At 70.2% G+C, this 21,578-nt stretch carries 18 protein-coding genes; 11 read left to right on the forward strand and 7 right to left on the reverse strand.

All coding sequences use genetic code 11. The annotated features are described in order from the left end of the window. Positions 1-24: 24 nt before the first annotated feature. From ACFYPC_RS23505 to ACFYPC_RS23540, 8 genes are all read left to right on the forward strand, one after another. A complete protein-coding gene (locus tag ACFYPC_RS23505) occupies positions 25-789 on the forward strand; it encodes an IclR family transcriptional regulator (protein ID WP_388679420.1) in 765 nt (254 codons plus the stop codon). 317 nt (positions 790-1,106) lie between these two features. Continuing rightward, positions 1,107-1,898, forward strand: coding sequence for an MIP/aquaporin family protein (locus ACFYPC_RS23510; RefSeq protein WP_388679422.1), 792 nt, complete (start codon positions 1,107-1,109; stop codon positions 1,896-1,898). Positions 1,899-2,003: 105 nt separating this feature from the next. Further along, complete coding sequence (glpK, locus tag ACFYPC_RS23515; RefSeq protein WP_388679425.1) at positions 2,004-3,593, forward strand: glycerol kinase GlpK; 1,590 nt, start codon at positions 2,004-2,006, stop codon at positions 3,591-3,593. 8 nt (positions 3,594-3,601) lie between these two features. Then, complete coding sequence (locus ACFYPC_RS23520; protein WP_388679428.1) at positions 3,602-5,236, forward strand: FAD-dependent oxidoreductase; 1,635 nt, start codon at positions 3,602-3,604, stop codon at positions 5,234-5,236. Positions 5,237-5,453: 217 nt separating this feature from the next. Further along, positions 5,454-6,125 (forward strand): FadR/GntR family transcriptional regulator, encoded by a 672-nt coding sequence (locus ACFYPC_RS23525; protein ID WP_388679431.1) that lies wholly within the window; start codon positions 5,454-5,456, stop codon positions 6,123-6,125. Positions 6,126-6,309: 184 nt separating this feature from the next. Then, a complete protein-coding gene (locus tag ACFYPC_RS23530; protein WP_388679434.1) occupies positions 6,310-7,446 on the forward strand; it encodes a PAC2 family protein in 1,137 nt (378 codons plus the stop codon). Positions 7,447-7,835: 389 nt separating this feature from the next. Continuing rightward, on the forward strand, positions 7,836-9,584 hold the full coding sequence (locus ACFYPC_RS23535) for a S8 family peptidase (protein ID WP_388679436.1): 1,749 nt from the start codon (positions 7,836-7,838) through the stop codon (positions 9,582-9,584). Between the two features lie 44 nt (positions 9,585-9,628). Continuing rightward, the gene (locus tag ACFYPC_RS23540) at positions 9,629-10,339 is read left to right on the forward strand and encodes a hypothetical protein (protein ID WP_388679439.1); all 711 of its coding nucleotides are present in this window, start codon (positions 9,629-9,631) and stop codon (positions 10,337-10,339) included. 84 nt (positions 10,340-10,423) lie between these two features. Here the strand turns inward: ACFYPC_RS23540 and mshC are convergent, their stop codons facing one another. The 4 genes from mshC to ACFYPC_RS23560 all read right to left on the reverse strand — a co-directional run bounded on the left by mshC (position 10,424) and on the right by ACFYPC_RS23560 (position 13,992). Next, positions 10,424-11,653 (reverse strand): cysteine--1-D-myo-inosityl 2-amino-2-deoxy-alpha-D-glucopyranoside ligase, encoded by a 1,230-nt coding sequence (mshC, locus tag ACFYPC_RS23545; RefSeq protein WP_388679442.1) that lies wholly within the window; start codon positions 11,651-11,653, stop codon positions 10,424-10,426. A 133-nt stretch (positions 11,654-11,786) separates the two neighbouring features. Then, positions 11,787-12,605, reverse strand: coding sequence for an SCO1664 family protein (locus ACFYPC_RS23550; RefSeq protein WP_388679445.1), 819 nt, complete (start codon positions 12,603-12,605; stop codon positions 11,787-11,789). Next, positions 12,569-13,159, reverse strand: a complete 591-nt coding sequence (locus ACFYPC_RS23555) for a DUF3090 domain-containing protein (protein ID WP_388679447.1) — start codon at positions 13,157-13,159, stop codon at positions 12,569-12,571. The genes ACFYPC_RS23550 and ACFYPC_RS23555 overlap by 37 nt, the downstream gene beginning before the upstream one ends. Before the next feature lie 146 nt (positions 13,160-13,305). Further along, on the reverse strand, positions 13,306-13,992 hold the full coding sequence (locus tag ACFYPC_RS23560) for a histidine phosphatase family protein (RefSeq protein WP_388679449.1): 687 nt from the start codon (positions 13,990-13,992) through the stop codon (positions 13,306-13,308). A gap of 98 nt (positions 13,993-14,090) precedes the next feature. Between ACFYPC_RS23560 and corA the strand changes: the two genes are divergently transcribed. After that, a complete protein-coding gene (gene corA, locus ACFYPC_RS23565) occupies positions 14,091-15,089 on the forward strand; it encodes a magnesium/cobalt transporter CorA (protein WP_388679451.1) in 999 nt (332 codons plus the stop codon). Between the two features lie 97 nt (positions 15,090-15,186). Here corA and ACFYPC_RS23570 read toward each other — a convergent pair whose 3' ends face one another. Beyond that, on the reverse strand, positions 15,187-15,975 hold the full coding sequence (locus ACFYPC_RS23570) for a ferritin-like domain-containing protein (protein ID WP_388679497.1): 789 nt from the start codon (positions 15,973-15,975) through the stop codon (positions 15,187-15,189). Between the two features lie 225 nt (positions 15,976-16,200). Further along, a complete protein-coding gene (locus ACFYPC_RS23575) occupies positions 16,201-17,256 on the reverse strand; it encodes an LLM class F420-dependent oxidoreductase (protein ID WP_388679454.1) in 1,056 nt (351 codons plus the stop codon). Positions 17,257-17,587: 331 nt separating this feature from the next. On the opposite strand from ACFYPC_RS23575, the gene ACFYPC_RS23580 reads away from it, so the two are divergent. Together ACFYPC_RS23580 and ACFYPC_RS23585 are read left to right on the forward strand one after the other, a co-directional pair. Continuing rightward, a complete protein-coding gene (locus tag ACFYPC_RS23580; protein ID WP_388679456.1) occupies positions 17,588-18,571 on the forward strand; it encodes an aldo/keto reductase in 984 nt (327 codons plus the stop codon). Continuing rightward, positions 18,568-20,790, forward strand: a complete 2,223-nt coding sequence (locus ACFYPC_RS23585; protein ID WP_388679459.1) for a helix-hairpin-helix domain-containing protein — start codon at positions 18,568-18,570, stop codon at positions 20,788-20,790. The genes ACFYPC_RS23580 and ACFYPC_RS23585 overlap by 4 nt, the downstream gene beginning before the upstream one ends. Positions 20,791-20,852: 62 nt before the next feature. Here ACFYPC_RS23585 and ACFYPC_RS23590 read toward each other — a convergent pair whose 3' ends face one another. After that, positions 20,853-21,542 (reverse strand): hypothetical protein, encoded by a 690-nt coding sequence (locus tag ACFYPC_RS23590; RefSeq protein ID WP_388679461.1) that lies wholly within the window; start codon positions 21,540-21,542, stop codon positions 20,853-20,855. Between the last annotated feature and the right edge of the window lie 36 nt (positions 21,543-21,578).

Consider the following 21,578-nt stretch of genomic DNA (forward strand, 5'->3'; position numbering starts at 1 on the left):
GAAGGGGACGGAGGCAGCACGGCGATGGCACGGAACATCCAGTCGCTCGAACGGGCGGCAGCGATGCTGCGGCTCCTCGCGGGCGGCGAGCGGCAGCTCGGTCTGTCCGACATCGCCTCCTCGCTCGGTCTGGCCAAGGGTACGGCCCACGGCATCCTGCGCACCCTTCAGCAGGAGGGCTTCGTCGAGCAGGACGGCGTCTCCGGGCGCTATCAGCTGGGTGCCGAGCTGCTGCGGCTCGGCACCACCTATCTCGACGTGCACGAGCTGCGGGCGCGCGCCCTGGTCTGGACGGACGATCTGGCCCGCTCCAGCGGCGAGAGCGTCTATCTGGGCGTGCTGCACCAGCAGGGCGTGCTGATCGTGCACCACGTGTTCCGGCCGGACGACAGCCGTCAGGTCCTGGAGGTCGGGGCCATGCAGCCGCTGCACTCCACGGCACTGGGCAAGGTTCTCTCCGCATACGATCCGGTGGCGCACAGCGAGGTCCTGGAGGCCGAACGCAAGGCCTTCACGGCGCGCACGGTGAGCGAGCCGGACCAGTTCGAGGGCGTGCTCGACCTGACCCGCGCACGCGGGTACGCGGACGATGTCGAGGAGACCTGGACGGGCGTCGCCTCGGTCGCCGCCCCCATCCACAACCGGCGGCGGATGCCCGTCGGCGCGGTCGGCATCACCGGGGCCGTGGAACGGGTCTGCAGGAACGGGGAGCTGCGCCCCGAGCTGATCGCGGCGGTACGGGACTGCGCCCGCGCCGTGTCGCGGGACCTGGGCGCCGGGCGCTTCTGAAACCCACAGATTTCTTACGTTCGTACAGGAGAGGGCCGGGATGCCAAGGGCGTCCCGGCCTTCGCCGTTCGCTCACAAGATCGATGGCTCACAGCAACCAATAACGATCGCGTTTTCGATAACAGAGCTCTTGACGTGCCGGTAACCCGAGAGCAAGACTCCCGTCCATCGGTCGGCATTGTCGAACACCTAACGGCAATACGCGCTAGAGTGGGACAACGCCAAGGCCGGCCGCATCGCTCTCTCTCCGAGAGCACGAACCACCGGCGGGACCCGGGGGTTCGGCTTTCCCTGGACGAAGGACAAAGGAGTCGCGGGTGTCCAGCTCCGACATCTTCATCGGCGAGACCATCGGTACCGCCGTTCTCATCCTGCTGGGCGGTGGCGTGTGCGCCGCCGTCACGCTGAAGGCATCCAAGGCGCGTGGCGCCGGATGGCTGGCCATCGCCTTCGGGTGGGGCTTCGCGGTACTGACCGCGGTCTACATCTCCGCGCCCCTTTCCGGCGCCCACCTCAACCCGGCCGTGACCCTCGCGCTCGCCATCAAGGACGGCGGGTGGGACAACGTACCCATCTACTGGGCCGGTCAGCTGCTGGGCGCCATGATCGGTGCCGCACTGGTCTGGGTCGCGTACTACGGCCAGTTCCACGCGCACCTCACCGACCGGGAGATCGTCGGCGACCCGGGCGAGAAGGCCAGGACCAAGGCCGTCGAGGCCGAGGAGAAGGGCGCGGGCCCTGTGCTCGGCATCTTCTCCACAGGGCCGGAGATCCGGAAGGTGTGGCAGAACCTCGCCACCGAGATCATCGGCACCTTCGTGCTCATCCTGGCGATCCTGACGCAGGGCCTGAACGGCAACGGCGACGGCCTCGGCACCCTGGGCGCCCTGATCACCGCGCTCGTCGTGGTGAGCATCGGCCTCTCCCTCGGTGGCCCGACCGGCTACGCGATCAACCCGGCCCGTGACCTCGGCCCGCGCATCGTGCACGCCCTGCTGCCCCTGCCCAACAAGGGCGGTTCCGACTGGAGCTACGCCTGGATCCCGGTGATCGGTCCACTGATCGGCGGCGCGATCGCTGCGGGTATCTACAACGTCGCATTTGCTTAGAGCACCGCTGGTGAGCACCGCCTGAGAGCCGCACGTTCCGCCGCACCGCTTCACACAGCACCGCCGCACAGCACAGCGCCGTAGAGGTAGATACAGCCCCTTCACATGGACCTTCAGGAGCACACCGTGACCGACGCACAGAACACAGGCACCCTTTCCCACGGCGCAGGGCCGTTCATCGCCGCCATCGACCAGGGCACCACGTCCAGCCGCTGCATCGTCTTCGACCGGGACGGCCGCATCGTCTCCGTCGACCAGAAGGAGCACGAGCAGATCTTCCCGAAGCCGGGCTGGGTCGAGCACAACGCCACCGAGATCTGGACCAACGTCCAGGAGGTCGTCGCCTCGGCCATCGAGAAGGCCGGCATCACCCGCGACGACATCAAGGCCATCGGCATCACCAACCAGCGCGAGACCACGCTGCTGTGGGACAAGAACACCGGTGAGCCCGTCCACAACGCGATCGTCTGGCAGGACACCCGCACCGACGCCCTCTGCAAGGAGCTCGGCCGCAATGTCGGCCAGGACCGCTTCCGCCGCGAGACGGGCCTGCCGCTCGCCTCCTACTTCGCGGGACCCAAGGCCCGCTGGCTGCTCGACAACGTCGAGGGCCTGCGCGAGCGCGCCGAGGCCGGCGACATCCTCTTCGGCACCATGGACAGCTGGGTCATCTGGAACCTGACGGGCGGTGTCAACGGCGGCCGGCACGTCACCGACGTCACCAACGCCTCCCGCACCCTGCTGATGAACCTGCACACCATGCAGTGGGACCCGAAGATCGCCGAGTCCATCGGCGTTCCTCTGCCGATGCTGCCCGAGATCCGGTCCTCCGCCGAGGTGTACGGCGAGATCACCGGCGGCAGGCTCGGCGAGCTGCTCGGCGGCATCCCCGTCGCCTCCGCGCTCGGTGACCAGCAGGCGGCCCTGTTCGGCCAGACCTGTTTCTCCGAGGGTGAGGCCAAGTCCACGTACGGCACCGGCACCTTCATGCTGATGAACACCGGTCACAAGGTCATCAACTCCTACAGCGGGCTGCTGACCACCGTGGGCTACCAGATCGGCGACCAGAAGCCGGTCTACGCACTTGAGGGCTCCATCGCCGTCACCGGTTCGCTGGTGCAGTGGATGCGCGACCAGATGGGCCTGATCAAGTCCGCCGCCGAGATCGAGACGCTCGCGTCCTCGGTCGAGGACAACGGCGGCGCCTACTTCGTGCCGGCCTTCTCCGGCCTGTTCGCCCCGCACTGGCGTCCCGACGCCCGCGGTGTGATCACCGGTCTGACCCGCTATGTCACCAAGGCACACATCGCGCGCGCCGTCCTGGAGGCCACCGCGTGGCAGACCCGTGACGTCAGCGACGCCATGACGAAGGACTCGGGCGTCGAGCTCACGGCCCTCAAGGTCGACGGCGGCATGACCTCCAACAACCTGCTGATGCAGACCCTGGCCGACGTCCTGGACGCCCCCGTGGTGCGCCCGATGGTCGCCGAGACCACCTGCCTGGGCGCCGCCTACGCCGCCGGTCTCGCCGTCGGCTTCTGGACCAACACCGAGGACCTGCGCGCCAACTGGCGCCGGGCCGCCGAATGGACCCCCAACATGGCCGCGGAGACCCGCGACCGTGAGTACAAGAGCTGGCTCAAGGCCGTCGAGCGGTCCATGGGCTGGCTCGACGACGACTCTGTCGAGGAGTAAGAACGCGCATGACCACTCAGCCCACCCTGCAGTCCGTACCCGCCGTCGGTACGCGCCCGGCCCCCGGCTCCGCCGTCTCCGATTTCAAAGCGGTGAGTCGCGCCGAAACCCGGGAACAGCTTTCCAAGGCGTCGTACGACCTTCTCGTCATCGGCGGCGGCATCCTCGGCATCTCCACCGCCTGGCATGCGGCACAGTCCGGGCTGCGGGTGGCTCTGGTGGACGCCGGTGACTTCGCCGGCGCCACCTCTTCCGCCTCCTCCAAGCTTCTCCACGGCGGTCTGCGCTACCTGCAGACCGGCGCGGTGAAGCTGGTCGCGGAGAACCACTTCGAGCGCCGTGCGGTCTCCCGCCAGGTGGCCCCCCATCTCGCGAACCCGCTGACCTTCTACCTCCCCGTGTACAAGGGCGGCCCGCACGGCGCCGCGAAGCTCGGTGCCGGTGTGTTCGCTTACTCGGCGCTGTCCGCCTTCGGCGACGGCGTCGGGCACCTGCTGAGCCCCTCCAAGGCCGCGCAGGACGTGCCCGAGCTGCGCACCGACAACCTCAAGGCCGTGGCCGTGTACGGCGACGACCAGATGAACGACTCCCGGATGGCCCTGATGACGGTCCGCGCGGCCGTCGAGTCCGGCGCCGTCGTCCTCAACCACGCCGAGGTCACCGGCCTGCGCTTCACCCAGGGCCGGGTGACCGGTGCGGAGCTCAGGGACGGGCTCTCCGGTGACGAGTTCGGGGTGTCGGCGCGCCTGGTGCTCAACGCCACCGGCCCGTGGGTCGACCACCTGCGCAAGATGGAGGACCCCGACTCGGCTCCCTCCATCCGCCTTTCGAAGGGCGCGCACCTGGTCCTCAAGCGCACCTCGCCCTGGAAGGCCGCGCTCGCCACCCCCATCGACAAGTACCGCATCACCTTCGCCCTCCCCTGGGAGGACATGCTGCTGCTCGGCACCACCGACGAGGAGTACGAGGGTGACCCGGCGGACGTCGCGGTCAACGAGAAGGACATATCCCAGATCCTGGACGAGGCCGCGTTCTCCATCCGCGACCAGCAGCTCTCCCGTGACCTGATCACGTACTCCTTCGCCGGACTCCGCGTGCTGCCCGGCGGGCCCGGCGACACCTCGAAGGCCAAGCGCGAGACGGTCGTCACGGAAGGCCGCGGCGGGATGCTGTCCGTCGCGGGCGGCAAATGGACCACCTTCCGGCACATCGGCCGTACGGTCATGAAGAAGCTGGAGTCGCTGCCCGGGCACCCGTTGGGCGACGATTTCGAGCCGATCTCCTCGCTGCCGAAGAAGATGCCGCTGCCCGGTGTCGCCAACCCGCGCGCGGTCGCGCACCGCCTGCTCGCCGACGGCCCGGCGTCGGGCCCGCGCATGGCGGCCGACACCGCCAAGCACCTGGCCACCCACTACGGTTCGCTGGCCTTCGACATCGCACGCCTCGCCGACGACAACACGGAGCTCGCCGAGCGCGTCCACCCTGACGCCCCGGAGATCTGGGCGCAGGTCGCCTACGCCCGGGACAACGAGTGGGCCGAGACGGCGGACGACGTGCTGCGCCGCCGTACGACGCTGACGATCCGCGGGCTTGCCACGGACGAGGTGCGGGGCAAGGTTCAGGAACTGCTCGACAAGAAGTAGACCGACCGGGCGGTGATGTGAGGGGGGCGGCTTCCGCGAAAGCCGCCCCTCACGCGTGCCGCAGTAAGAGCGCCCTCACCGAGGCCGACGTGGAGCCGACGGCGGATTCCCTCTCCGGTCAGCCCGCCGGCCCGCATAATGAGCGGAGACATCGGATGTGTGAGCGGATGCCTTGGCGACATCCCGAACGGCATGCTGAACGACAGGGAGGCCCGCCATGGCAGTCACCGACGAGGCGATCGAGAAGATCAAGGGAATGATCGTCTCCGGCTCGCTCCACCCCGGCGACCGGCTTCCCAAGGAGAGCGAACTCGCCGCCGAACTCGGGCTGTCCCGCAACTCCCTGCGCGAAGCGGTGCGCGCCCTCTCCCTCATCCGCATCCTGGACGTCCGGCAGGGCGACGGCACGTACGTCACCAGTCTGGACCCCCAACTCCTGCTGGAGGCAGTGAGCTTCGTCGTCGACTTCCACCGCGACGACACCGTGCTCGAATTCCTCGCGGTCCGCCGCATCCTGGAGCCGGCCGCCACAGCGATGGCGGCCTTGCGCATCAGCGAACAGCAACTGAAGGCGTTGGCGGCCCAGTTGGACGCGCTCGGCGACGCACCTTCGGTGGAGGAACTCGTCGCCGGCGACCTGGAGTTCCACCGTGGCATCGTGCAGAGTTCCGGGAACTCGGTGCTCTGCTCCCTCCTCGACGGCCTCTCAGGGCCCACGACCAGAGCCCGTATCTGGCGAGGACTCACCCAGGAGGACGCGGTCAGCCGCACCCTGCACGAGCACCGCGCGATCCTCACGGCCCTGCGCGACCGCGACGCGGAGGCGGCCCGCTCGTGGGCGACGGTACATATCGCGAGTGTGGAGCAGTGGCTGCGTTCGACCCTGTGAGACGCCCCGGACATCCACCGGGTCCCCTGGCAGCCCGACGAGGCCGGGTGGCGGTGTCGCGTGTTTCCGGCCCCCCGGTGGGGCAGTGATCCGTTCACTCCCCCGTGCAAGGGGGCTGCGGAGGCCCCCTTCGTACGCCGTAAGGTTGGGGCGTACGTGAGGGCACGTCGGAAGGAGGCACTGGGTGATCGAGCTCGAGGGGGTTCCCGAGCTGGTCGACCCGGTCATGGTGGCCGCGTTCGAAGGCTGGAACGACGCCGGCGACGCCGCCTCCACCGCGGTCGCGCATCTGGACAAGGAATGGAAGGGCGAGGTGTTCGCGGCGTTGGACGCCGAGGACTACTACGACTTCCAGGTGAACCGCCCCACCGTGTGGCTGGACGGCGGTGTCCGCAAGATCACATGGCCGACGACAAGGTTGTCGGTGGTCCGGGTAGGCGGCGAGAAGCCGCGTGATCTGGTGCTGGTCAGGGGCATCGAGCCGTCGATGCGATGGCGCTCGTTCTGCAACGAGCTGCTGGGCTTCGCGCACGAGCTCGGCGTGGAGCTGGTGGTGATCCTGGGCGCGCTGCTCGGTGACACCCCGCACACACGTCCGGTACCGGTCAGCGGGGTGACGTCCGACGCGGACCTGGCCCGCACGATGGACCTGGAGGAGACCAAGTACGAGGGGCCCACGGGCATCGTCGGCATCCTCCAGGAGGCGTGCACCCACGCGGGCGTACCGGCCGTGTCGCTGTGGGCGGCCGTACCGCACTACGTCTCGCAGCCGCCGAACCCGAAGGCCACCCTGGCCCTCCTCAACCGCCTGGAGGACCTGATCGACCTGCGCATTCCGCTGGGCGAGCTGCCCGAGGACGCGCGGGCCTGGCAGCTCGGGGTCGACCAGCTGGCCGCCGAGGACAGCGAGGTCGCCGAGTACGTGCAGTCGCTGGAGGAGGCCCGGGACACCGCCGATCTGCCGGAGGCATCCGGCGAGGCGATCGCCCGGGAGTTCGAGCGCTATCTGCGCAGACGGGACGGCGGCGGGCCGGCCGCGCAGGCCGGGGGCCACGCCACCGAGAGCGGCGACGCGGCCTCCTACCTCCGGGACGGCCCAGGCGGCCGCCCCCGGCCGCCGAAGCCGCAGCTGCCCGGGGCGGAGGCCGGAACCGGGGCGGACGAGACCGGGGCGGACGACGAGGGTCCCGACGACACGTCCACGGATTCCAAAGAGCCCACAGATCCGAAAGAGTCCACAGATCCCAAGGAATCCTCGGATTCCAAGGAGTCGTGGGATTCCAAGGAGTCCTCGGATCCCTCCGATTCCTCGGAGGACTGAACGAGGGTCTGACGCCTGACCTGACGTCTGAGGGGCGGTACGCAGAACGCGTACCGCCCCTCAGTTCGTCATGGTCCCGCCCGTGCACAGGAGTCCGTCCGAGCGGTCAACAGTCGCTGTCGCCCCATCGCATGACATCCGCCTCCTCAGCATTTGGCCTGATTGCCTCGTGACAGCTGTTTCAGGACGGATTGCACAGGTTGCCCAATTCAACTTGTTTCTAAACCAAGTTGATGCGATCGGGGGTGGACGAGTGGCCGTCCGCGTAGCAGGGTGTGCCTCGAAGGCGCGGCCCGGGGACGGGACATGGCACCGCGTCATCCCGCGAACAGAGCACCCGTATGGACCGAGCCAAGAGCACCCGCATGGACCGAAGGGAGCGGTACGCGATGACCGACCAGGTAGAGCCGGCGCAGGGCCCGGGAACCTCCGGGCCGGGGCCCGACGGAGCGGGATTCACCTACCGAGGAGCCGAGCAGGAGCTGATCGTGGTCGCACGTCCTGAGGCCAGGCTTCGTGCCCGGGCCGAGGGCGTACGTTCGGCGGCGGGCGCCGATGTGTCGGCCCTCAACATGTTCCTCAGCGACGAACAGCTTTCCCTGGAGCCGCTGTTCGGGAGCGAGGAACGTCTGCGGCAGTCCACGGCGGCTGCCACCGAGACCGGCCCCGACCTCGCGCTCTTCTACCGGGTGCGCGGCATCGAGAGCCGCGCCCAGGAACTGCGCTCACGGATCGCGGCACTGCCGGAGATCGACACGGCGTACGTGAAGCCCGGCGCCGTACCGGCGTCCGTGGGATCGATGGGGCGGGCGACGGAGAGCGCCGACGACGGCCGGCGGGTGAAGGAAGGGGCGCCCGTCACCCCGGACTTCACCAGCCGCCAGGGATATCTGCGCCCGGCGCCCGAGGGGATCGACGCGTACTGGGCCTGGCAGCGGCCGGGCGGCACGGGTCAGGGCGTGACGGTGATCGATGTGGAGGGAGCCTGGCAACTCGGCCACCAGGATCTGGCCGCGAAGCTCGCGGGCGTCGTCGTCGGCACCCCGCTGACCGACCTCGCCTGGCGTAACCACGGCACGGCCGTCATCGGCGTCATAGGCGGCGACCGCAACGAGCACGGGATCACCGGAATCGTGCCGGACACGGTGACCGCGGCGGCGTCCTTCCAGGGCATCGGCACGGCGCCCGCGATCCACGCGGCGGCCGACCGCCTCGGCGCGGGCGACATCATTCTGATCGAACTGCACGCCCCAGGACCGCGGTTCGACTTCGAACCGCGCGACGACCAGCAGGGCTACATACCGATCGAGTGGTGGCCGGACACCTTCGCGGCCGTCCGGTACGCGACCGCCAAGGGCGTGCTCGTCGTGGCGGCCGCGGGCAACGGCGCCGAGTCGCTCGACGACGGCGTGTACGAGCGCCGCCCCGCCGAGTTCCCGGAGTGGTGGCGCAACCCGTTCAACCCCTCCAACCAGTCCTCCGGCGCGATCCTGGTCGGCGCGGGCGCACCACCGCCCGGCACGCACGGGCGCGACCACGGCCCGGACCGCTCGCGGCTCGCGTTCTCCAACTACGGGGCACGCGTGGACGCGCAGGGCTGGGGACGCGAGGTCACGACCACCGGCGGCACCTGGGACCGGCCCGGTGACCTGCAGGGCGGGGCCGAGGAGATCGGCTGGTACACGGACACGTTCTCCGGGACCTCGTCCGCCTCCCCGGTGGTGGTCGGCGCCCTGGCCGCGCTGCAAGGCATGCTCAAGGCAGCCGGACAGGAGCCGATCTCCCCCGACCGGGCCCGCGCGTTGTTGCGGGCCACGGGGTCCCCGCAGCAGGACGCGCCGGGCCGGCCCGCCTCCCAGCGGATCGGCAACCGGCCGGACATCAAGGCGGCGGTCACCCATCTGCTGCCGGACGCGATCGGCTCGGGCCAGGCCGAGCGGTACTGGGACGAGCTGTTGCCGTACCCGCGTGAACTCCCGCCCAGGCTCCGGCTGTTCGTGGCCGGCGACTGGCGCAACCTCAACAACCCGTCCGCCGAGACCCGCCAGGCGGTGCACTCCGCCTTCGCGGGGGGACGGCCCGACGTACGTGTCTGGTTCTCGGACGACGAGATCGTCGGCCTGGTCGTCACGGGCTGACAAAACCCATCAATGCTCAACCCATGAGGGAAGGTGGCACCCGCATGAGCACCACCCCGCAGATGAGCCAGCTGGGACAGCAGCAAGGGCAGCAGGGACAGCAGGGCCAGGGCCAGCAAGGCCAGGGCCAGGGCCAGCAGGGCCCGAGCACGGCGCCCCCGCAGGCGTACGGGCAGCAGCAACCGTTCGGACAGCAGCAGCCCTTCGGCCAGCAGATGCAGCAACCGTTCGGACAGCAGCAACCGTTCGGCCAACAGATGCAGCAGCCGTACGGGCAGCAGGGCTTCGGCCAGCAGCCCTTCGGCCAGCAGGGCCTCGGTCAGCAGGGCGGCATCGGCCAGCAACAGCAGCAGATCCCCCAGCAGCCTCCACAGCCCCAGCAGCAGATCCCCCAGCACCTGCAGCAGCAGTTGCAGCAGCTCGGGCAGCAACAGCCTTTCCAGCAGCTGCTTCAGCAGCTCGGCGGACAGCAGTTCGGCGCGCAGCAGCAGGCTCAGCCGCTGGTCGTGCGCAGCGCCGCCGAGACACAGGCGCTGGTGAGCGGCGTGGCCGAGCACTTCTGGGACGTCGTGACCCCGCTGCCCGGCCAGCCGTCGATTCTCTATCTGTACATCAACCAGGCGTGGCGCCCTCTGGTGAACCCGAACCAGGTGACGCATGACGTGGTCCAGGAAGCCTTCGCCTTCGGGCAGCAGGTCATCGGGATCTACGAGTCGAACAGCAACGCCATTCAGGCCGTCATCGTGAACAAGTAGAACAAGTAGAACGAGCAACGACGGACGGCTCTCGCATCACAGCGGCGCCGGGTGGGTGAAACCCCGCCCGGCGCCCGTCTGTTGTCAGAGAGCCACTCCGAGGAGGGCGTCCACAGCGCGTGACACGACACCCGGGGCGCCCTCGTCCGTGCCACCCTGCTCCTGCTGGAGCGCGGCCCAGCGGTCGACGGCGGCGAGCGCCGTCGGTGCGTCCAGGTCGCCCGCGAGGGCCTCGCGGATCTCCTCGACGAGCGCGTCGGCGGACGGCCCGTCCGGGCGCGACACCGCGGCCCGCCAGCTCTCCAGCCGCGCGAGGGCCTCGTCGAGAACCTCGTCCGTCCACTCCCAGTCGGCCCGGTAGTGGTGTGCGAGCAGCGCGAGCCGAATGGCGGCGGGGTCGACGCCGTTGCGCCGGAGCGTCGACACGAAGACGAGGTTGCCCTTGGACTTCGACATCTTCTCGCCGTGCAGCGCGACCATACCGGCGTGGACGTACGCCTTGGCCATGGGGAACTCGCCGGTCAGCACGTGGGCGTGCGAAGCGCCCATCTCGTGGTGCGGGAAGGCGAGGTCGGAGCCGCCGCCCTGGACGTCGAAGCCCATTCCCAGGTGGTCCAGGGCGATGGCGACGCACTCGATGTGCCAGCCGGGACGGCCGAGCCCCAGCGAGCCGCCGTCCCAACTGGGTTCGCCCTCGCGCGCGGCCATCCAGAGCATCGGGTCGAGCGGGTTCTTCTTGCCCGGACGGTCCGGGTCGCCACCGCGCTCGGCGGACAGCAGGCGCATGGCGGCGGCGTCCAGGTGGGACACCTTGCCGAAGTTCGGATCCGACTCGACGGAGAAGTAGACGTCCCCTTCGAGCTCGTACGCCGCTCCCGCGTCCCGCAGCCGCTCGACGAGCGGAACGATCCCCGGTATCGCCTCGACGGCACCGATGTAGTGCTTGGGGGGCAGCATCCGCAGTGCGGTCATGTCCTCGCGGAAGAGGGCGGTCTCCTTCTCGGCGAGCGCCACCCAGTCGACACCGTCCCGCTCCGCGCGCTGCAGCAGCGGATCGTCGACGTCGGTCACGTTCTGCACGTAGTGAACCTGCCGCTTGGTGTCGAGCCACACGCGCTGAACGAGGTCGAACGCGTTGTAGGTCGCCGCGTGCCCCAGATGGGTCGCGTCGTACGGCGTGATGCCGCACACATAGATACGGGCGACGGGACCGGGGTCAAGACGGACGAGCCCACCGGTCGCGGTGTCGTGGATCCGGAGGTCGCGGCCCTCACCAGGCAGGGCGGGGACGTCGGAAGCGGGCCAGGCATACATGCAATGAGCGTAACCGGCCGGAAGTTACGTATACGAACCGGACCTGCTCTGATGGCCGGGAAGGCGGTCTTGCGCGAAGCGCTGCCGTATGTCTCGGCGGGGTTCCCCTGCCGTCGCCGTCACGTGGGAGCCCTCACACCGGCGGCCAGGGAATCGCCGGCCATTCTCCGCTCGGCTCGGGATGCTTCCCCGACGCCAGCATCGCCTCGACACGCGCGCGTGTGGCGTCCACCTCCGCGTCGGTGACGAGTTCGGCCAGCCGGGTGGCGAGTGGCGCACCGGGCGCCAGTCCGTCCCGCAGGGCGGAGAGCACCGAGACCGCCTCGACGGGCAGCGACTCCCCCGCCCACCCCCACAGCAGCGTCCGCAGTTTGTTCTCGGCGTTGAAGGTGACCCCATGGTCGATGCCGTACAGCCGTCCCTCGCCGGCGGGCAGCAGATGGCCGCCCTTGCGGTCAGCGTTGTTGATCACGGCGTCGAGCACGGCGAGCCTGCGCAGCCGCGCGTCGTCGGCGTGCACGAGCAGCGCCGTCTTCCCCTCGGCGACCTCGGCGAACCCGATCGCCTTCCAGCCCTCGGAAGGCTCCTCGCCGTCCACCAGGGCCAGCAGCTCGGCTTCGGGAGCCGCCTCGATCCAGAGCTGGCACATGCCCTCGCCGTACGGCCCGTCCCGCAGCACGGTGGTCGGCACGAGACCCCACCCGGTCGCCTCGGACACCTCGTACGCGGCGACCTCGCGCTGCGCCAGGTTCCCGTCGGGGAAGTCCCACAGGGGGCGCTCCCCGGCGATCGGCTTGTAGACACAGAACGCGTCCCGGCCCTCGTAGGAGACGGAGCAGTACAGCACCGCGTTCGACGCCTCGCGGATGCGTCCGCGTACCTTCAGCTCACCTTTGGCGAGCAACTCGGCCGTGGTCACGCTCCGCGGCGGTATCCGTTCTGGCGCGGACATACGTGTCCTTCCGGGTCGAGCGGGAGGCTGCACAGTGGGCAGGGCGGCCGGCCGGCGTTGACGACGTCGAGGGCGCGTTTGGCGAAGGCACGGGCCTGTGCGCCGGTGAGCCGGACCCGGAGCATCGGCGGGCCGTTCTCCTCGTCCTGGAGCAGCCGCTCCTCGGCCTCGGCGAGGTCCTCATCGGATTCGGCGTCGAGCTCCACGAGAGCCTGCGCCTCCACGATCATGCGCTGCTCGTCACCGTCCCAGGCCAGCGCCATGGTGCCGACCCGGAACTCCTCCTCGACGGGGGCGTCGAGGGGGGCGGTGTCGGACACCTCGGAGGGAGCCACGGCGGGCACGGGCGCGCTGCCGCCGGTACGCCGTACGACCTCGTCCAGGAGCTCGTCCATGCGTTCGGCGAGCGCGGCAACCTGGGTCTTCTCCAGGGCCACGCTGGTCACCCGGGGGCCGGAGGTGGCCTGCAGGAAGAAGGTACGGCGCCCGGGCAACCCGACCGTACCGGCGACGAAACGGTCCGGGGGGTCGTAGAGGAACACCTGACGGGACACGTCCTGTCTCCATTGATTCGGCATGAGGACCGGCTGGCGGCGTCGGCCCGCATCGGCTGCTGACAAGTCTGCTGACAACTACGGGTGCAACTACGGATGACAACTACTGCGCTGCTTCGAACGCTTCACCCTACTGCGGCCGACGATCACGGTGCGCCCGCACCGCCCCCGACCGTGGCGTCACCGCTCGGGGGTTCCTCGCGCGGCGCCAGGGAGGCGAAATCACCGGTGTCTCCGAGGCGCACGAGAAACGGCCGCATTCGTGTGTAACGGATCGCGGTGATGGAACACGGTTCGACAGAGATCCGCTGGAAGAGGTCGAGATGAAGTCCGAGTGCTTCCGCCACAAGGGATTTGATGATGTCGCCGTGCGAGCACATCAGGTACACGGCGTCGCTGCCGTGATCGCGCTCCACGCGCGCGTTCCACTCGCGTACCGCCTCGGCGGCCCGTGTCTGCATGGCCCGCATCGACTCGCCGCCGGGGAACGCCACCGCCGACGGATGCGTCTGGACGACCTCCATCAGCGGCTCGTCCATCAGCTCGGCGAGCTTGCGGCCGGTCCAGTCGCCGTAGTGGGCCTCCCCGATGCGCTCATCCGTGTGCGCCCGCAGCTCCGGCCGTGCGTCGAGGAGTGGCTGAATGGTCTCCTGGCAGCGTTGCAGGGGGCTCGTGACCACCTCGGAGATCGGCAGTGCGGCAAGCCGCCCGGGGAGCGCCGCGGCCTGCTGGGCGCCGCGCGCGTCCAGGGCGACGCCGGGTGTCCAGCCGGCGAGCAGTCCGGATGTGTTGGCGGTGGAACGTCCGTGCCGGACAAGGATCAGGGTGGGCATGCGGCCCAGCGTAAACGGGCGCCCCGGGGACCGGGTCCGGTCCCCGGGAGGAGCTGGCCGGAGTGCGCCCCGACTCCTTCGGCGGAAGAATACGCTCCGTGATCGTCGACAGTGCCATCTACCGGGACGGACACCGCACGGAAGGGCCCGACGACCTCTCCGACGCCCTGGCCGAGGCCCGTGCGGCGGGCAACGCGTTCCTCTGGATCGGGTTGCACGACCCGACGGAGCGGGAGTTCGACCTCGTCACCGAGGAGTTCGGGCTGCACCCGCTGGCGGTCGAGGACGCCCTGAAGGCACACCAGCGGCCCAAGCTGGAGGTGTACGACGATTCGCTGTTCATGGTCCTCAAGCCGGTCGTGTACGAGCCGGACAGCGACACCGTCACCACCGGCGAGGTCATGGTCTTCATCGGCGACTGCTTCGTGGTGACCGTCCGGCACGGCGAGGGCTCGCCGCTCGCGGCGGTACGGCACCACCTGGAGGCCGATCCCGACCAGCTCCGCCTCGGACCCACCGCGGTGCTCTACGCGATCGCCGACGCCACCGTAGATCACTATCTGGAGGTGGCGACCGAGCTGCAGACCGACCTCGAGGAGCTGGAGGCGGAGGTCTTCTCACCGAATGCAGGCGGCTCACGGCCGACCGCCGCACGGATCTACACCTTCAAGCGCCAGATCCTGGAGTTCCGCAGGGCCACGGTCCCGCTGTCGGTCCCGCTGAGCAGGCTGGCGCGCACGGGCCCCAACGCGACGGCCGTGCCCTTCGTGCACGAGAAGGCACAGCCCTTCTTCCGCGACGTCAACGACCATCTGATGCGCGTGAACGAGTCGGTGGAGAGCCTGGACCGCCTGGTCTCGGACATCCTCGCGGCCCATCTGGCGCAGATGAGCGTGCGCCAGAACGACGACATGCGGAAGATCTCCGCGTTCGCCGCGATGGCCGCGGTCCCCACGATGATCGCGGGCATCTACGGCATGAACTTCGACCACATGCCCGAGCTGCACTGGCTGTGGTCGTATCCGGCGGTGATCCTGCTGATGGTGCTCCTGGAGATCGTCCTGTACCGGCTCTTCAAGCGGCGGGGCTGGCTGTAGTCGGGCCCTTCAGCGGGATCGCCGGAAACCGGGCTCCACGCGCGCGTGGCGATGTCGATGTCGATGTGATGGCGATGGCGATGGCGATGGCGATGGGCTACACGAACTCGGGTGCCGCGGCCGCGGGCCCGCCCAGCGCGTCGCGCCGCTCCGGCATACGGAGAGAAACCATCCGGCGCCAGCCCAGGGCCCGCTCGTAGGCGTAGACGGCGTGGATGGCCGCGACGAGCGTCGCGGACCTGACCCTGGACCAGCCGAGAATGCGGCCCATGTGGGCCATCACGGCGAGGCTGACGTCCCGGTAGACGCGGATCTCGGCGTGCGCACACTCGCGCAGCGTCCGCTGGATGGCCCGGCCGTGTCCGGCGCTCGCGAAGCGCAGCAGTTCCTCATGGCAGTACGCGAGGTGGTTGTCCTCGTCGTTCGAGATCATCTTCACGGCCCGGCCGACGTCAGGGTGGTCGGAGAAGTGCTTGCGCAGCAGCTCCATCTCCTCGGAGGCGCGCTGTTCGGTCACCCTGCTGTGGGCCAGATAGGTGACGATGTCCTGCACGCTCAGCGGCTCGTCGCTCTTGAGCTTGTCGTGCGCGAGACCGATCCCGTGCCGCTCCAGGAGCATGGTGTAGTCGGTGTCGGACGGGACCTCGACGGGTGTCAGGCCGCGCTTCTTCATGAGGGCGTTGAAAATCCGCCCGTGTTTGTCCTCATCGGCGCCGTGCCGGGTGATCTTGGGGGCCAGATTCCGTTCACTCTGGGGGACGAGCGCGGCGATCCGCGCGTTCTCCCAGCCCCCCTGCGACTCCCCGCTGGCAGCAATGGAGCAGAAGAGCCGGAACGACTCGTCGTTGTCGAGGATCTCCCGGAACAGACTCTTGGCCGAAAGCATCACTGCCACCTCCATACAGGGTTTCCACAGAAACCGAGTCAAATGGGTTGGCAGGAGCGCGGCAACCGATATGTCAGACAACTCCGCCGAACGAAGGACGGAGAGGGACGCTCAGGGGCGTAACCAAAAGGGGCCCTGGCGCGTTGTTCCCGGTGACGGCCGTGGCGGGGAGACCCCCGAGCCCCCACCACGGCCGCAGAAACCGATTCGGCGACTTTCGCCGCGTTACGCCAGACCGGCGCGCTCCAGGGCGTCGGTACCGGCCCGGAGCGAGGCGATCCGGTCCTCCAGCGAGAATCCCGCGGGGGCCAGCGTGAGCGTGGTGACCCCGGCCGCGGCGTACGCCTTCATCCGGTCGGCGATGCGGTCGACCGAGCCGAGCAGGGTGGTCTGGTCGATCAGCGAGTGCGGAATGGCGGCGGCCGCCCCCTCCTTGTCGCCGGCCAGGTACTTGTCCTGGATCTCGGCGGCCTCCTTCTCATACCCCATGCGCTGGGCGAGCTGGTTGTAGAAGTTCTGCTTGCGGCTGCCCATCCCGCCGACGTACAGCGCCGTGTACGGCCGGAACATGTCGGCCAGCGCGGTCACGTCCTTGTCGTCACCGAGGGCGAGCGGCAGCGTCGGGCAGATGTCGAAGCCCTCAAGTGTCTTGCCGGCCTTCTCGCGACCCGCGCGCAGGTGCGTGATCGCGGTGTCCTCCAGGTGGTCGGCCGACGGGAAGATCAGCAGCGCGCCGTCGGCGATCTCACCGGTCTGCTCCAGGTTCTTGGGGCCGATCGCGGCGATGTAGAGCGGGATGTGCTCGCGCTCCGGGTGCACGGTCAGCTTGAGCGGCTTGCCCGGGCCGCCCGGCAGGGGCAGCGTCCAGTGCGTGCCCTCGTACGAGAGCCGCTCGCGCGTCATGGCCCTCCGCACGATCTCCACGTACTCGCGGGTGCGCGCCAGGGGCTTGTCGAACTTCACGCCGTACCAGCCCTCGGAGACCTGCGGCCCGGAGACGCCGAGGCCGAGGCGGAAGCGGCCGCCCGAGAGCGAGTCCAGAGTGGCGGCCGTCATCGCGGTCATCGTCGGCTGGCGGGCCGGGATCTGGAAGATTGCCGAGCCGACGTCGATGCGCTCGGTCTTGGCGGCGACCCAGCTGAGCACGGTGGCTGCGTCCGAGCCGTAGGCCTCGGCGGCCCAGCAGACCGCGTAGCCGAGCCGGTCGGCCTCCTGGGCGACGGCGAGATTGTCCGCGTCCATTCCGGCGCCCCAGTAGCCGAGGTTGATCCCGAGCTGCATGGCCGATTCCCCTTACCGATCAGTAACGTCCCTTGTGTCCGAGACACTAGCGCGCTGGTGGACGCCGTGGCAGGGACGGGCGGGGTCCTGTCTCCAAACTCCCGCGGTTCACCCTCAGGGCGGGCCCCGCGGGCGCCTGGTGCACGCAATCGCAAAGCGTCGGAAGATTCTCGTAACGGGTATCCAAGAACTTTTCGGCAACGCGGCGAGCGTGCGTGCCACGCGTCGCGGGGCAGGCGGGAGTTGGCGACACGGCCCACAGGACTTCACCGGGTTCTGGTTGTCCACAGGCCCCCCACGCGGAGAGCCGTGGCCAGTAATCTCGGCGTCCATGGAGCAGAGGCATCTCGGCCGTACAGGCCTGCGTGTGTCCCGGATCGGACTCGGCACCCTGACGTGGGGCCGGGACACCGACGAGCATGACGCGGCGCATCTGTTGAAGGCGTTCTGGGAGGCGGGCGGGACCCTCGTCGACACCGCGGACGTGTACGGGGACGGGGAGGCCGAGTATCTGCTCGGACAGCTCATAGAAGGGCTCGTGCCGCGCCGGGACCTGGTCATCTCGACGAAGGCGGGGAGCGTACCCGATCCGGACCGCCGTTTCGACGGCTCGCGCGGGCATCTGCTGTCGGCTCTCGACGCCTCGCTCACCCGCCTCGGCACCGACTATGTGGACGTGTGGCACGTCCACGCCTTCGACCCGGGAACCCCGCTGGACGAGACCCTCCAGGCGCTCGACCTGGCCGTCAGCAGCGGGCGCGCGCGGTACGCCGGAGTGTCCAACTTCTGCGGCTGGCAGCTCGCCAAGGCGGCGACCTGGCAGCTCGCGGCGCCCGGGGTGCGGACCCGGCTGGCCAGTACGCAGATGGAGTACTCCCTGCTGCAGCGCGGCGTCGAGCGGGAGGTGCTGCCTGCCGCCCTCGACCTGGGCGTCGGCCTGCTCCCCTCCTCACCGCTCGGGCGGGGCGTGCTCACGGGCAAGTACCGGGGCGGGACACCGTCCGACTCCCGGGGCGGTTCCGAACACCTCGCGCCCTTCGTCGCGCCGTACCTCGACGAGGCGGCGAGCAGCATCGTGGACGCCGTGACGACCGCGGCGGACGGCCTCGCCGTGACACCGCTCCAGGTGGCTCTCGCCTGGGTCCGGGACCGGCCGGGTGTCGCCGCCCCGATCATCGGTGCGCGCAACGCGCAGCAGCTCACGGCCGCGTTGTCAGTGGAGACCCTTAGTCTTCCTGACGAGATCTGCCGGGCGCTCGACGATGTGTCGGCACCGGTGCACCACTATCCCGATCACGACTGGAGCACGCTGTGAGCACGGAGCCCGAGACCACGGAGGACGCGGAGCCGGGGGCGCCTGGTGCGGCCGCCCCCCAGGGCGACGACACGGGCGGGGACACGGGCGGGGACACCGGCGGGGACACGGGCGCCGGCACGGACGAGGGTTCGGCCGCCACCGCCGAGGGCGCCGAAAGCGCCGCCAAACAGCTGTCCGAGGCCGCGGCCGAGTTGGCGGCGCAGCGTCTGGAGCGCGAGCGGATCGCGCGGCGGAAGGCCGAGAAGCAGGGCCCTGTCGAGGCCGGTCGCAAGCTCAGCGGGACGGCTGCCGATCTGCTGGCCGCGGTACGGGCCGTGGAGAGCGGCGAGAAGCCCGTGGCCAGGGCGTTCCGTGAGCCCGAGGCGGTGCCCCGGGCCACCACGCCGGAGCCCGTGCGGCCGGCCCGGCCCGCCTCGGCCCCGACCGGCGCGCCCTCGGCCGTCGCGCCGGAGGCCGTCGCGACCGTACACGCGGTCCTCACCGAGGGCGGCGCGCCCGACACGCTCGCACCGCAGGTCGTGACCGCCCTGGGCGAGGCTGCGGACGAGCAACTGCGCGAGGATCCCTGGCAGTTGCTGCGTGTCCCCGGGGTGCGGCCCGAGCAGGCCGACGGGTTCGCCCGGGCGCTGCTCGGCGCGGAGTGCGGCCCGGACGACGAGCGGCGGGGCCGGGCGGTCACCGTCTGGCTCCTTGAGCAGGCGGCCCTCGCCGGACACACCGTCCTCGACGCCGCGGCGCTCACCGCCGCGCTCGCCCAGCGCTCGGTGCCGGACCCGGACGAGGCCGTGCAGAGCACCCTGGCGGAGGGCGAGGCGCTGGTCTTCCATGACGCGCTCGACACCGCCGCGCCCGCGGCGGAGGAGGACGAGGAGACCGAGGAGCGCCCGGTCCGCGTCCTCGTCGGCCTGGAGCGGTACGCGCTGGCCGAGGAGAGCCTCGCCGACAGCCTCGCCCGCGTGGTCAACGCACTGCCGAAGCAGGACGCGACCGACTGGGCGTCCGCCGCCGGTTCGGCGTCCGGTTCCACCGCCGAGCTGATCGGCGCGGTCGCCGGTCACGGCGTCGTCCTGCACACCGGCGGCGATGCGTCCCGCGGGGAACCGGCGGCGCTGATCGCCGTGGCGCAGGGGCTCGGCCTGCGGGCGTACGCCGCCGCACACACGCCGGACGGCCGCCGCCGTTTCGCCGCGCTGCTCTCGGGAGCAGAGCCACACGGCGACGCGCATCAGGAGGTTCAGGAACAGGCAGTCGTCACCGTCGCCGGTCTGCTCGCCGGCGCCGAAGGTCCTGGCAGGGACGCGGAGGGCACGTTCGGCCTCGACCTGCTCGTCGTCCTGGACGCGCCGCAGCTCGACATCGAGACGGCGGCGATGCTGGCCGAGTCGCTGCCGGACGGGGCACGACTGGTACTGAGCGGGGACCCCGGGGTGCTGTGGTCGGCGGGCCCCGGGCGGGTGTTCGCGGACCTTCTCGCGGCCCGCGTCTGCCCGCAGGTCGCCTCGCGGACACCGGACCCCGGACCCATCGGCGAGCTGGTCTCAGGCATCGGGATCGGCGAGCTGAACCAGGTCGAGGCGCCCGGCAAGGAGGTCGTGATCGTCCCGGTGCGGGACGCCGGGGAGGCGGTGCACCGCACGGTGCAGCTGGTCGCGGACTCGGTGCCCCGCGCGATCGGCATCCCGGCCGAGCAGACGCAGGTGATCACTCCGGGGCACGGTGGAGCGGCCGGCACCCGTGCGCTGAACATCGCGCTCAAGGAGCGGCTCAACCCCGGTCCCGGCCGCTTCGGCGGCTTCGACCCGGGCGACCGCATCGCGTACTCCCCCGCGCCGGGCCGCACAGTGCCGGGGCACGTGGTGAAGGCCGACGCCGACGGGCTGCACCTGGAGTGCGCGGGCGCCCCCGTCGTCGTACCCAAGGAGCGGGTGGAGGAGTCCGTGCGGCTCGGCTGGGCGCTCACGGCACACCAGGCGGTGGGCCTGCGCCTGCCCGCCGCGGTCGTTGTGCTCCCCGGCGACGCCGCAAAGTCACTGACCAGGCCGTGGATCTACACGGCCTTCGGACGCGCCGAGCGGCACCTGTCCGTGGTCCACGGAGTTGACCAGGCGCTGGCGCACGCGGTGGCGGAGGTCCCGCAGAAGCCGCGCACGACCCGCCTGTCCACCCTGCTCACGGCGCAAGTGCCGGTGCCGACGGTGCCGACGACGGCGGGCTGAGCCCCGTAAGCGCAGAAGTGGCGGTCACCGGGCTCCGGTGACCGCCACCTCGTACGACTGGCTCAGCGATCCGCGTCCAGCGGCTCCAGATCCCCGTCGGCGCCGAGGTCGTCCTCAAGGTCCTCGTCGTCCGAGTCGTCGTCGAAGACGGCACTGACGTCGAAACGGCAGACGACGCGCTGGGGGTCGATCGATTCGAAGGGGGCCTCAAGCCATTCTCCGGGCTCGGCGGCCTCGTCGGCGGCTGTCACCCAGAGCGTGGAGTCGCCCTCCTCCAGACCAAACTCCTTGTGCCGGGAGGCGATCTCGTCCGGCTCGAACTCGCCGAACAGGACGCCGAGCGCACCGTGCACCGTACCGGCCGCCGCGTCGAAGGCCGCGCTGGCAGTGGCCCCGTCCTCCTCCACGGCCTCCACCCGCTGGGCCTGCGCCAGCAGCCGCTGTGGCTCCACGACCGCGTAGTCCCGGCGGATCAGGACGCTCAGCGCGTTCGGCTCCTCCGGGCCCGTGTAGGGGGGCAGTGTGTCCTCGGAACCGGGGATCTCGAAGGGTGTGACCTCGTCATAACGTTCGTAGAGGAGCTCGTCGTACTCCTCGGCCGCGGAGGCCAGCTCGTTGAACGCCTCGTAGACGGCCGGGTCGTCATCGCCCGTCCTGCGCTCGACCGCGGCCAGGTGACGGTCGAGCGCGGTCTTGATCGCCTCGGCGGCGGCGCGTACCTCGGCAGCGGTGGGCTGCACAGCATCAGACATAGTGCAGACGCTATCCGTACAGGGCCTCTGCCCCCC

The organism is Streptomyces sp. NPDC005808 (assembly GCF_042871385.1).
Lineage (GTDB): Bacteria > Actinomycetota > Actinomycetes > Streptomycetales > Streptomycetaceae > Streptomyces.

Bases quoted from the DNA above. Each gene is read 5' to 3' on its own strand.
- ACFYPC_RS23590 (WP_388679461.1), bottom strand. From the start codon at position 21,542: ATGTCTGATGCTGTGCAGCCCACCGCTGCCGAGGTACGCGCCGCCGCC.
- ACFYPC_RS23525 (WP_388679431.1), top strand. From the start codon at position 5,454: ATGGCAGTCACCGACGAGGCGATCGAGAAGATCAAGGGAATGATCGTC.
- ACFYPC_RS23575 (WP_388679454.1), bottom strand. From the start codon at position 17,256: ATGCAGCTCGGGATCAACCTCGGCTACTGGGGCGCCGGAATGGACGCG.
- mshC (WP_388679442.1), bottom strand. From the start codon at position 11,653: ATGTATGCCTGGCCCGCTTCCGACGTCCCCGCCCTGCCTGGTGAGGGC.
- ACFYPC_RS23580 (WP_388679456.1), top strand. From the start codon at position 17,588: ATGGAGCAGAGGCATCTCGGCCGTACAGGCCTGCGTGTGTCCCGGATC.
- ACFYPC_RS23550 (WP_388679445.1), bottom strand. From the start codon at position 12,605: ATGTCCGCGCCAGAACGGATACCGCCGCGGAGCGTGACCACGGCCGAG.
- ACFYPC_RS23520 (WP_388679428.1), top strand. From the start codon at position 3,602: ATGACCACTCAGCCCACCCTGCAGTCCGTACCCGCCGTCGGTACGCGC.
- ACFYPC_RS23570 (WP_388679497.1), bottom strand. From the start codon at position 15,975: ATGCTTTCGGCCAAGAGTCTGTTCCGGGAGATCCTCGACAACGACGAG.
- ACFYPC_RS23505 (WP_388679420.1), top strand. From the start codon at position 25: ATGGCACGGAACATCCAGTCGCTCGAACGGGCGGCAGCGATGCTGCGG.
- glpK (WP_388679425.1), top strand. From the start codon at position 2,004: ATGGACCTTCAGGAGCACACCGTGACCGACGCACAGAACACAGGCACC.
- ACFYPC_RS23560 (WP_388679449.1), bottom strand. From the start codon at position 13,992: ATGCCCACCCTGATCCTTGTCCGGCACGGACGTTCCACCGCCAACACA.
- ACFYPC_RS23535 (WP_388679436.1), top strand. From the start codon at position 7,836: ATGACCGACCAGGTAGAGCCGGCGCAGGGCCCGGGAACCTCCGGGCCG.
- ACFYPC_RS23540 (WP_388679439.1), top strand. From the start codon at position 9,629: ATGAGCACCACCCCGCAGATGAGCCAGCTGGGACAGCAGCAAGGGCAG.